Genomic DNA, 11177 nt, shown 5'->3' with positions numbered 1-11177 from the left:
TTTGCCTTCTTTCTTTTGGCGACGCAAAAGAAAGAAGGTGCGCCGCCGGGCGCACATCCCGGCCTCCGCCCTCAACCAAGGCATGCAGCAACCTTAACCAACGAGCAGAAGCCATCACTCCTGCTCCAACGCATACCCCAACCCCCGCAAGGTCGTGATGCGTACCCCACTCCCATCCAGCCTCTTGCGAAGCCGATGCACAAACACCTCGACGGCTTCAGGATGCACATCCTCCTCATCCGAAAACACCCGGTCCAGTATCTGCTGCTTGGAAAACGGCTCCCCGCTGCGCTGCACCAGCACGCGCAGCACCGCCTGCTCCCGCGGCGACAGGGCCAGCGGCTCGCCGTGCAGCACGAACTGCTTGCGCGCCCCGTCGTACACCAGCGGCCCGCAGGCCAGGCGCGGGTGCTCGGTGCCGCGCGCGCGGCGCACCAGGGCGTGCAGGCGGGCCTCCAGTTCGGCCAGCTCGAAGGGCTTGGCCAGGAAGTCGTCGGCCCCGGCGTTGAGCGAGCGCACGCGCTCGTCGAGCGAGTCGCGCGCGGTCAGGATCAGCGCCGGCAGGCGCTGGTCGCGCGCGCGCAGGCGCTGCAGCACGGCGTGGCCGTCCAGGCCGGGCAGGCCCAGGTCGAGCACCAGGGCGTCGTGGTCGCGCTGCTGCAGCGCGCGGTCGGCCAGGCGGCCGTCGGTCACCCATTCGACCTGGATGCCGGCGTGCTCCAGCGCCCGGCTCAGCCAGGTGCCCAGGGTGTGTTCGTCTTCGGCCAGGAGGATGCGCATGGTGGTGGCTGGATGCTACCTGCGCGCCGACAGGGCGGCGCGTGGCTCAGAAGGTGTGAATGGATCCGGCGTGCCAGAGCAGGCCGTCAAAACGCGTGCGATCTAGGCGCAAAGCGCAGCCATAGCTCGGGCTATGGCGAGCATTTGCAACGACGAGCGCGCGTGTTTTGGCGGGATGAGCGGGCATGGCGGGTTCGTTCACACCTTCTTAGTCCGGTTTCACCTTGGCGCGCAGCAGCACCTTCTTCCAGCGCGCCTGTTCGGCCGCGATGAACTGCGCGAACTGCGCCGGCGTGTCGCCAATGGCCTCGGCGGCATCGGCATTGAGGCGCTCCAGCGAGCCCTGCGATTTGACGGCCTTGGCGGTCTCGGCGGCCAGCTTGTCCAGGTTGGCGGGCGCCAGGTTGGCCGGGGCCAGCATGCCGTACCACTGCGTCATCTCGAAGCCGGGGAAGCCCTGCTCGGCCACCGTGGCCACGTCGGGCAGCTGCGGCAGGCGCTTGGCCGAGCCGGTGGCGATGCAGCGCACCTTGCCCGACTTGATGAACGGCAGGATGGCCGCGGCGCCCACGGCCGAGGCATCCACGCGGCCCGAGAGCAGGTCGGTCAGCATCGGGCCGGTGCCGCGGTAGGGCACGTGCAGCATGAACAAGTCGGCCGTCATCTTCAGGTACTCGAAGGCCAGGTGCCCGGCGCTGCCGTTGCCAGCGGAGCCGTAGCTCAGCTTGCCCGGTTTGGATTTGACGTAAGCCACGAACTCGCGCAGGTTCTTGGCCGGCACGTCGGGGTGCACCACGTACAGGCTGGGCACCTTGGCCAGCAGGCTCACGGGCTTGAAGTCCTTGTTCGGGTCGTAGGGCAGCTTGTCGAAGATGAAGGGGTTCACCGCCAGCGTGCCGATGTGGCCCAGGATCAGGGTGTGCTGGTCTTCTGCGCGCGCCACCTCGGACATGGCGATGTTGCCGGCCGCGCCCGGCTTGTTGTCCACGAACACGCTCTGGCCCAGGGTCTTGGTCAGCTCGGCCGCCGTGGAGCGTGCCACGATTTCGGAGCTGCCACCGGGCGCGAAGGGCACCACGAAGCGGATGGACTTGGCGGGCCAGGCGGCCTGCGCCCGGGCCATGCCGGGCAGCAGGCCCGCAAGGGCGGCGGCACCGCCGGCGGACAGCAGCTGGCGGCGGCGCGCGTCCAGAGAGGACAAGGGGGAGGAAGAGGGGGCGTGGGGCGTGAGGAAGGGATGCATGGGGTTGTCTCCGTCAGAAGCGGCTCGAAAGAAAAAAATGGCCTGCGCCGATGGTGGCGCGGGCCTGCTTTCGGAATGCTGTCAGTCGGGGCCCATCCTGTGCCTTCGGGGGCCTGAAAGCCTCGGGGTTTACCCGAGGCGGGCACTTAGCACGCCAGCGCAGCAGCCGCTGCCGTGCCGCACAGCACGGCGCCTTCCAGCGTGGCCGGGTAGGGGCCGTCCACATAGTCGCCGCAGGCCACCAGGCCGGGTGCCACCTGCATGCCGGGGCGCGCCAGGCCGGGTGTGCAGGCAAAGGTGGCGCGCTTTTCCACCACGGTCTGCAGGGCCTGCAGGCCGGGCAGAGCCAGTTGCTCGGCGGCCTGGCGCAGCACCTGCTCGGTGACCACGGCGCGCTCGCCGGTGCTGGCGCTCACCACGAAGGCCAGCACGCCGTGCAGTCCGTCGAGCTGCCCGCGGTCGAACACGAACTGCGCGGGCATCTCTGCCGTGTTGCGCAGCGCCAGCATGGGCTGGGCCAGGCACGCGCCCGTGCCATGGGCATACACGGTGGTGATGGCTTCGAAGCGCAGCGCATCGGCGGTGGCACACCACTGCTGGCGCGTGGCCTCCTGCCCTGCTGGCAGGCCCGTGGCGCCCCCGACCAGGCGGCTGGCCTCCCACGGCGGGCAGGCCAGGGTGATGTGGTCGTAAGGGCCTGCGAAGTCCGTGCCCTGCAGTTCCCAGCGCCCATCGGCCTGCTGCGCGATGCCGTGCACGCGCTGCCCGGCATGCACCGCACCGCCATGCTGCGCGGCCAGCCAGCGTGCCGCGGCCTCGGGGAACAGGGCGCCCAGGTTCACGCGCGGCAGCAGCAGGTTGGAACCGCCCCGGCCGCTGAACAGGCTGTCCTGCAGCACGCGCAGGAACACCTGCCCGCTCGCCTCGTGGGCGGGGGTGTTGAGGGCCGATACGCACAGCGGGTCGATGAACTCGGCCACCAGCCGCTTCGGCAAGCCGGCGCACAGCTGCGCCACCGATGTTTCGGGCGCGCAGCGGAAATCGCCCAGTTGCCAGCCGCTGGCCGCGCGCAGCAGCGCCAGCTTGTCGCGCCAGCCCCAGCCGCGTGCGCGGGCAATGCCCAGCACGGCGTCGAAGGGGGGCGGCAGGTCGGGCAGGGCCAGGCCCGTGCGGTCGGGGAACTGCAGGGTGAGGGGCAGGCGCAGCAGGGCGGACCCCGCATCCACCCCCACCAGGCGCATCAGGCGCAGGCTTTCGGTGTATGCGCCAATCAGGATGTGCTGGCCGTTGTCCAGCGTGGCCGCCGTGCCGTCGGGCAGGGTGGCCTGCACCGCGCGGGCGCGGCCGCCCACGGTGCGCGCGGCCTCCAGCACGGTGACAGCGTGGCCGGCCTGCGCGTGCGCGATGGCCGCGGCCATGCCGGCCCAGCCGGCGCCGATGACGGCGATCTTCATGAAGCGGATGGCCGGGGCTTGGCTGCGCTGGCGGGTTTGCTGGCCAGGGCCGCCTTGCAATGCGCCTGCAAATCGGCCGGCGCGGTGCGCAGCACGGCGGGGTCGGCGCAGCGTTCGCGCAGTTCGTTCTGGGCGCCCCGGTGGCCCGCAGAGCCGGCATGCGCCAGCAGGCGCAGCCCGGCCAGGCTCATCTCGGCAGCCGCCGATGGGGCGGGGGCCGCTGCCGGTGGCTGCGCCGTGGCGCCGGCCTTGACCGGCACAGGCACGGGTTGCGCAGGCTGTGGCAGCGTCTTGGCCCCGTGCACCTGGGGCATGCGCTCGATCACGCTGAAATCGCCGGTCTTGCCCGCCTGCGCCACCATGCGCTCGTACAGGCCCATCATGGCAGCCGTGTCGGAGCCTGTGAGGCTGGCAGCGGGCTTGGCCAGGTACGCGGCCACCTCGGGCGGCAGCGCAGCGTTGACGGCGCTGAAGCCATGGGCCGCACCACCTGCGGCGTCGGCGGTGCCGGCCGCCTTGCCGCCGGCCCGGGCCGCATCATCGGCCAGCGTGGCGGCGCCTGCCCCGGCCGCGGCAGCCTTGCCGGCCGTACCGGCCGCGGTGGCTGCTTCGCCCGCCACCCCGGCGGCCCCGGCCGCGCCTGCAGCCCCGGCTGCCTTGCCCGCGGTGCCCCCGGCTGCCTTGCCGGCCCCGCTGGCGGCCTTGCCCAGCAGGCCCCAGAAGGCGTGTGCGGGCTGGGGCAGGGCGGCGGCGCCCAGGGCGAGCGCCAGCACGGCGGCACCGGCCAGGTGCGGGAGGGGCGAAGGGCGCACAGAATGGTTCATGGCGGGTTTCCCGGGGGACGGACTACATGCGCCCCAGCGCCTGCACCTTCCACGCCAGCCAGAACTTGCGCAGCGGGGTCAGGCGGATGCGCTGGTGCAGTACCTGGAAGTTGTCGCGTTCGATCTCGCGCAGCAGGGTGCGGTAGATGCTGGCCATCATCAGCCCGGGCTTTTGCGCGCGGCGGTCGGCGTCGGGCAGCAGGGCCAGGGCCTCGTCGTAGGTGCGGTGTGCGCGCTCGGCCTGGAACTTCATCAGCGCGGTGAAGCGGTCGGAGTACTGGCGCTTCAAGATCTCGTGCGCCTTCACGTCGAACTGCTGCAGCTCCGACACGGGCAGGTAGATGCGGCCCATCATGGCGTCCTCGCCCACGTCGCGGATGATGTTGGTCAGCTGGAAGGCGCGGCCCAGGGTGTGGGCGTACTGCGTGGTGCGCTCGTCGGTCTGGCCGAAGATGCGCGCCGTGACCTCGCCCACGATGCCCGCCACCAGGTGGCAGTACTGGGTGAGGCCGGCAAAATCCAGGTAGCGGGTCTGCTCCAGGTCCATCTGGCAGCCGTCGATCACGGCCTGCAGGTGGCGCTGCTCGATGCCATAGTCGGCCGCGTGCGGCATCAGGGCCTGCATCACAGGGTGGGTGGGCTGGCCGGCATAGGCCTTGGCCACCTCGGCCTGCCACCAGGCCAGCTTGGTGCGGGCCACGCCGGGGTCGCTCACTTCATCGACCACGTCGTCCACCTCCCGGCAGAACGCGTAGAACGCCGTGATGGCCGCGCGCCGCGGCGCCGGCAGGAACAGGAAGGCGTAGTAGAAGCTGCTTCCTGAGGCGACGGCTTTTTGTTGTACGTACTGCTGCGGTGTCATGGGGGGCGATTGTCCCATGTCCGGGCCCCCACCCGGTGGCGGGCGGGATTTGCCTGTGGGGCAGTCAGCAGCCTGTCACAAAGGACGGGCAGCTATGGTTTTTGATGCGGCGCCCGCGCCAGCCTTGGGGGTCAGAGCCGCTCGGCGGCCCAGTCGCACCAGTTGGCCACGGCCGCGTCGCCCGGCGTGGCGCGCTGGGCGAGGTCGGGCCAGCGGCGGTGGCAGGCATTGAGTACGCTCTGCAGCTGGAAAATCGCTTCGCGCCCGACCAGTGCCACCTCGGCCAGGCCCATGGCGTCGCCCTGCAGCTGGGCCATCAGGTCGGCCTGGTGCTGCGGGTGGGAGCCGGCCTCGACCAGGGCCTTCTGCAGCGCCATCAGCCGCGCATCGGTGAAGGCGAAGGCGCTGCTCTGGGGCATGGCCTTGACCATGGCCGGAGGCAGGGCGGCCTTGAGCCCGTCCCACTGGATGAAGGCGTCGGCCAGCAGCTCGGCCTGGCGCGGGGCATCGTTGCCCAGCGGCATCAGCGCCGATTCGCGTGCCACCTCTTCCTGCAGCAGCGGGAGGATGTGCCCCACCAGCGCAGACGGGAACTTGCGGTGGTTCAGCCGCAGCACCAGCGACAGGCGCTGTGCCGGCATGTCGTCGTATTTCTCGAAGAAGGCGGCCACCACTTCGGCCAGCATCAGGATGCGGCCCATGGACGAGATGGCCGCGCCCGCCAGGCCGCGCGGGTAGCCCGTGCCGTCCATGCGCTCGTGGTGTTCCAGCACGGCGTCGGCCACCGCCGGGGGGTAGGCCTTGGTGTCGCGCACCATCAGCATGGAGGTGATGGGGTGGGCGACGAGGTGCTTGCGCTGCACGCCCACCACCTTGAAATCGGGGTCGTTCCAGGCTGGGTCCATGTGCAGCACGCCCAGGTCGTGCAGCAGGGCGGCGGCGGCCAGCGCGCCGAGGTCGCGTTCGGCGGTCTTGAGGCCCAGGTACACCGAGACCATCATCATGCGCACGCTGTGCAGGTACAGCGCCGGGCGCTTCTCGCGCATCACCGTGAGCTTGCAGGCAATGGGCATGGGCAGGCTGACGGTGCGCAGCGGCGCCAGCAGGCGCGCGGCAGAGCCGATGGCCTCGGAGAGCAGGCTGGCCAGTGCGTCCTGCTCGGCCAGGTCCTGCCCGGCATCCACCAGGGCCTCCACGTTCACCGGGTTCTCCACCGACAGGTTGCTGTCGATGGGTTCGCGCAGCTTGTGCTGCACCAGGCGGTCGTACAGGCGGCTGTCGATGCGCGCGCCCTTTTCCACCAGCTTGATGCCGTTGTCTGTATAGATGGCCGCGCCGGCCACCACCGTGCGCTCGTCGGCCATGTCCGTCAGCGCGCGCAGGTAGTGGGGGCTGTCGGCCGCGTCCACACCGTCGGGCAAAGATGCGTCTGTCGTGCTCGTCATTCGATAGTTACAAATTATTGCTATCGACTATAAAACGACCCAGGCCCTCTGCGCCCTGAAATTTGGGCTGTTGTCAGCAACTGAAAGGGGGCGGGGGCCTGTTAACACTGATTTCGGGGCCTTCCCTTCGGGTTGCCCGGCCTGGGGGCCGTCTGCGGCGTTGCCCGCGCTTGCAAGGTGCACACCTTGCTGCGCACGGGCGCCTTGCATCCAGCCCCCAGGCCGGGCAACGCGATCCCCGAAATCAGTGTTGACAGGCCCCAACCCGTATCAAGCCCGCAATGTAACCAACTAGAACGCGATCTGCTCGACCCCGATGTCGCTGGGCCGGCGCAGCGCTTCCTTCATGAAGATGCTCATCGGCAGTGTGCCCTGGTCCGAGCTGAACCAGCGTTTGTACAGCGTCAGCATCTCGCCACCCTGGATCATGCGGCGCGTGACGCGGTCCACCAGCTCCTTGAACTTGGGGTCGCCGCGGCGCAGGCCGATGCTGTAGGGCTCCACCGAAAGGCGCTTTTCCAGGAACAGGTAGTCGTCCATGGACTTGCCCAGGCGCGTCAGCGGGATCCAGATGCCGGCGTCGTCGGCAAAGGCGGCGTCGGCCTCGCCCTTGGCCAGTGCGTTCACGGCGTCCAGCGTGCTGTCCACCGCCACGTAGTTGAACTTGCGGTTGAAGGTGCGCTCGTTGGCCTTGAGCAGGTTTTCGTTGGTGGTCTTGCCCTGCACGGCGATCTTCTTGTTCTGCAGGTCGTCGAGCGTCTTGATGCCCGAATTCTTGCGCACCAGGAAGGCCGAGGACGCCACGAAGATGTGGTGGCTGAAGGAAATCTCCTTTTGCCGTGCCGCGGTGTTGGCCGTGCCGCCGCACTCCAGGTCCACCACGTTGTCCTTCACGTCGCTGATGCGGTTCTTGCCGTCCACCAGCAGGTACTTGAGCTTCAGGTCCGGGCGCTTCAGCTCCTTCTTGATCTCCTCGAAGATCTGCAGGCAGATGTCCACGGTGTAGCCCTGCACCTTGCCGCTGCTGGCGTCCTTGTACGAGAAGGGCAGCGATTTTTCGCGGTGGCCCAGGCGCAGCTCGCCCGAGCTGGCAATGCGCGCCAGCGTGTCTTCGGCCCAGGCGGGGGCGTTGGCCAGCAACAGCGCCGCCATCAGCGCCACGTGGCGCAGCATCGAAACAGATTTCATGGAAGGATGAAAAGAAAAGGAGCCGGGCGGGTGCCCGATGAAAAAACGCCAGGGACCATGCCTTGTGGGCCGTCCTGGTCGATGCGCGGATTGTGAAGGGGCCTTGGCCGCTTTGCCACTGTCTCGCCCTTGGGCGTCGGCATTCCGCCACATTCACCGGCCGCGGCGCGGGGCGGCAATCATGGGCATGATCCACGGGACTGCCTTTTGCTGCCGCCTTTGAACGCACGCCCTGTTCCATGGAATCTTCCGCTCCTGGCTCTCCTGCCTCCACGCCCGCCACGCTGCACCTGGCGGTGGACCGCAGCGCGCGCGAGCCGGTTACGGAGCAGATCCGCAAGGCGCTGCATGCGGCCATTGCCCAGGGGCGGCTGGCCCCGGGTGCGCGCCTGCCGTCCTGGCGCGACCTGGCCTCGCAGCTGGGCGTGGCGCGCGGCACGGTGCGTGCGGCGTACGAGGCACTGATCGATGCCCAGCTGATCGTGGCCCTGGGCGCGGCGGGCACCTTCGTCGGGCGCCATGTGGCGCCTGCACCGGTGGCACCGGCTGCGGGCCCGGCTGCCGCCGTGCTGCGCGACCCCGTGGCCAACTACCCGCGCAGCGTGAGCGGCATGTTCCAGATGGGCGTGCCCGCGCAGGATGCCTTTCCGGCCAAGGTCTGGGCGCGCACCGTCACGCGCGCCGCGCGGGCATCGGCCGGGGCCCCGCTGCGCTACCCCGACCCGCGTGGCGAGGCGCTGCTGCGCACGGCCATCGCGGCCTACCTGGCCGTGGCGCGCGGCATGGCCTGCAGCGCGGCGCAGGTGTTCATCACCAGCGGGCACACGGCGGCCATCGCGCTGGCCGTGCAGGCGCTGGGCCTGCGAGGCGGCGAGGCCTGGTGCGAAGACCCGGGCTACCCGCTCACGCGCCGCACGCTGGCGGCCCTGGGCGTGGCCGGCGTGCCCGTGCCGGTGGATGCGCTGGGTTTGGACGTGGCGGCTGGCATGGCGGCTGCGCCCCAAGCGGTGCTGGCCGTGGTCACGCCGGGGCAGCAGGCGCCGCTCGGGGCCACGCTGTCGGTGGAGCGCCGGCAGGCCCTGCTCGGCTGGGCAGCGCAGGCCGGCGCCTGGGTGCTCGAAGACGACTACCTGGGCGAGCTGCAGCTGCCACCAGGCCGGGCCATGCCCGCCCTGGCCGCACAGAACGCTGGTGGGCGCGTGCTGCATGTGGGCACCTTCAGCAAGACCATCAACCCGTCGCTGCGCCTGGGCTTTTTGGTGGTGCCGGCGGCGCAGGTGGCGCGCTTCGACGAGGCGGCAGCCCTGTTCGGCTCGGCCCCCGCGCCGCTGCTGCAGCAGGCGGTGGCCGAGTTCCTGCAGGGCGGCCACCTGCTGCGGCACCTGCGCCGCATGAAGCAGCTGTACGCCAGTCGGCGCGACGCCATCGTGGCCAGCCTGCAGGCGCAATCGGCCACCTGCCGCACGGCGGGGCTCTCGGTGCTGCTGCGTCTGCCTCCGGGGATGGACGACGTGGCGCTGGCCCTACGGGTACGCCAGCACGGCCTGGCCCCGGTGCCGCTGTCGCCCTGGTATGCCGACCCGCAGCCGCACCATGCCGGCCTGGTGCTGGGGGTGGCCAATGTGCCCGAGGGCGAGGCTGCCGCGCACTGCCGGCAGCTCCTGGGCCTGGTCGAGGGCCAACAGCGCGGCTGAGCGCTCAGGCGGCCGCTGCAGCCGCTGCCGCAGCCTGGGGCACCAGGCGCATGCCCACGCCCAGGCGGTTGAAGGCGCTCATGAGGCAAATGGCCATGGTCAGGTCAACCACCTCGCGCTCGCTGAAGACGCGGGAGACGGCGGCGAAGTCCTCGTCGGGCGCACCCGTCTGGTCCACGCGCGCCAGCACCTCGGCCCAGGCCAGCGCGGCGCTTTCGCGCGCATCGAACAGCGCGCCGGCCTCGCGCCACACAGGCACCAGCACCAGCTTGTCCACGCTGACGCCGTGCTTGAGCAGGTCGCGCGAATGCATGTCCACGCAGTAGGCGCAGCCGTTGATCTGGGACACGCGCAGGTAGACCAAGTCGATCAGCACGGTGGGCAGGCCGCACTGGGATAGGTAGGCACTGGCGGCGTAGAAGCCTTTGGCGGCGTTGGGGGCGATCTTGCTGTGGTCAAGGCGTTGGGACATGGGTACTCCTGGATCAAAAAAGTGGAAAAGGGGCAGGGCGCTCAGGCGATCGCCGCGGCAGCGCTCGCAGGGGCCAGCACGGCATCCAGCGCCGCTGTGGCCTCGCTCCAGGCCTGGGCCACGCGCTCGGGGCCGAAGACCAGGCCCTGCAGGGCAAAGAAATGCAGCGTGCGCAGGCCCATGGTGTTCAGGGCGGCTTGCAGGTAGGGCGTCACGAAGTCGGGCTGGTTGGCCTTGGCCCCGGTGAAGAACCCACCCGAGGCCACTGCGATGTACACCGGCCGGTCGCGCAGCAGCCCGCGCTTGCCCTCGGGCGAGGGCGCGAAGGTGTGGCCGATGCGCAGCACATGGTCCACCCAGGCCTTGAGGCACGAAGGAATGGTGTAGTTGTGCATCGGCAGGCCGATGACGATGGCGTGGGCAGCGTTCAGTTCGGCGATCAACTGCTCCGACCGGGCCAGGCTGTCCAAGTGGGGCGCGTTATGCTCCCCCGGCGGCCGGCCCGCCAGGGCGTGGGCATAGGCGCTGTCCACATGCGGCAGCGGGGCCCAGGTCAGGTCGCGCAGGGTGACGCCGGCCGGCTGCAGGCGCTCCACGATGCGGTAGGAAAAGCGCGTGCTCTGCGACTCCTCGGCCCGGGCGCTGCAGGTGATGTGCAGGATGTTCGCGGTCATGCCCCGGCCCCCTGCGGTGCGGCCTGCAGCGGGCGCCCGAAGCGCAGGGCCTGCGTCAGCAGCCCCTGGCGAAAGTAAAAGCGCTGGGCCAGCGCGTTGGACAGCCCGGTGTCCAGCACCAGGCAGCTGCAGCCTTCGGCCTCGCCAATGCGCGCCATCGCATCCATCAGTGCCTGGCCCCAGCGCGCGCCGCGCGCGGTGTCCAGGGTGACCAGGTCGTCCACGTACAGAAAGCGCCCGTAGATCAGGTTCTCCGCCACGCGGTAGCCGGCCAGCGCCACGGCGGTGTGCCGGTCCTGCCAGGCGGCCAGGATGCGGTAGCGGTCGGCGCGCATGCGGTGCACACGGGCGATGAAGTCCTCGGCGCTCTGCAGCCGCGGGCGCAATTGCTGCACCACGGGCCAGCAGGCCACCAGGTCGGCATCGGTGTCGGCATGGCGCAACGCCGGGCCATAGGGTGCATGGCTGGCCACCGATGGCGGCAAGGTGCTGGGGGGAAGGGGTGCGTGTGGGTCCATGGGCTGGACTTTAGGGACGCGAG

Annotated in this window: 11 protein-coding genes; 1 reads left to right on the top strand and 10 read right to left on the bottom strand. The window is 70.3% G+C overall.

Features of this window, described 5'->3' with window-relative positions; translation table 11 throughout:
* Positions 1 to 114: 114 nt before the first annotated feature.
* From AC07PF_RS15805 to AC07PF_RS15775, 7 genes are all read right to left on the bottom strand, one after another.
* Positions 115 to 780 (bottom strand): response regulator, encoded by a 666-nt coding sequence (locus AC07PF_RS15805; RefSeq protein ID WP_007860789.1) that lies wholly within the window; start codon positions 778 to 780, stop codon positions 115 to 117.
* Between the two features lie 208 nt (positions 781 to 988).
* Complete coding sequence (locus tag AC07PF_RS15800; protein WP_007860788.1) at positions 989 to 2023, bottom strand: Bug family tripartite tricarboxylate transporter substrate binding protein; 1035 nt, start codon at positions 2021 to 2023, stop codon at positions 989 to 991.
* 146 nt (positions 2024 to 2169) lie between these two features.
* Positions 2170 to 3477 carry a hydroxysqualene dehydroxylase HpnE gene (hpnE, locus tag AC07PF_RS15795; protein WP_494612523.1) on the bottom strand — a complete coding sequence of 436 codons (1308 nt, stop codon included), beginning with the start codon at positions 3475 to 3477 and terminating at the stop codon, positions 2170 to 2172.
* Positions 3474 to 4301 (bottom strand): hypothetical protein, encoded by an 828-nt coding sequence (locus tag AC07PF_RS15790; protein WP_494612522.1) that lies wholly within the window; start codon positions 4299 to 4301, stop codon positions 3474 to 3476. The genes hpnE and AC07PF_RS15790 overlap by 4 nt, the downstream gene beginning before the upstream one ends.
* A gap of 22 nt (positions 4302 to 4323) precedes the next feature.
* Complete coding sequence (gene hpnD / locus AC07PF_RS15785) at positions 4324 to 5163, bottom strand: presqualene diphosphate synthase HpnD (RefSeq protein WP_494612521.1); 840 nt, start codon at positions 5161 to 5163, stop codon at positions 4324 to 4326.
* Between the two features lie 131 nt (positions 5164 to 5294).
* Positions 5295 to 6608, bottom strand: coding sequence for an HD-GYP domain-containing protein (locus AC07PF_RS15780; RefSeq protein WP_494612519.1), 1314 nt, complete (start codon positions 6606 to 6608; stop codon positions 5295 to 5297).
* 291 nt (positions 6609 to 6899) lie between these two features.
* The gene (locus AC07PF_RS15775; protein ID WP_494612518.1) at positions 6900 to 7796 is read right to left on the bottom strand and encodes an amino acid ABC transporter substrate-binding protein; all 897 of its coding nucleotides are present in this window, start codon (positions 7794 to 7796) and stop codon (positions 6900 to 6902) included.
* 239 nt (positions 7797 to 8035) lie between these two features.
* Between AC07PF_RS15775 and pdxR the strand changes: the two genes are divergently transcribed.
* On the top strand, positions 8036 to 9490 hold the full coding sequence (pdxR, locus tag AC07PF_RS15770) for a MocR-like pyridoxine biosynthesis transcription factor PdxR (RefSeq protein ID WP_494612517.1): 1455 nt from the start codon (positions 8036 to 8038) through the stop codon (positions 9488 to 9490).
* Positions 9491 to 9494: 4 nt separating this feature from the next.
* Here the strand turns inward: pdxR and AC07PF_RS15765 are convergent, their stop codons facing one another.
* From AC07PF_RS15765 to AC07PF_RS15755, 3 genes are read right to left on the bottom strand one after another with little or no spacing between them, the layout of a single operon-like run.
* Positions 9495 to 9962: a carboxymuconolactone decarboxylase family protein gene (locus AC07PF_RS15765; RefSeq protein ID WP_494612516.1), complete on the bottom strand. Its 468-nt coding sequence runs from the start codon at positions 9960 to 9962 to the stop codon at positions 9495 to 9497.
* Positions 9963 to 10003: 41 nt separating this feature from the next.
* Complete coding sequence (locus AC07PF_RS15760; RefSeq protein ID WP_494612515.1) at positions 10004 to 10636, bottom strand: FMN-dependent NADH-azoreductase; 633 nt, start codon at positions 10634 to 10636, stop codon at positions 10004 to 10006.
* Positions 10633 to 11154 (bottom strand): GNAT family N-acetyltransferase, encoded by a 522-nt coding sequence (locus AC07PF_RS15755; protein WP_494612514.1) that lies wholly within the window; start codon positions 11152 to 11154, stop codon positions 10633 to 10635. Before AC07PF_RS15755 ends, AC07PF_RS15760 begins: the two co-directional genes overlap by 4 nt.
* Positions 11155 to 11177 lie beyond the last annotated feature (23 nt).

Source organism: Acidovorax sp. GW821-FHT10A04, assembly GCF_059415825.1.
This window is presented reverse-complemented; position numbering and strand designations above follow the sequence as displayed.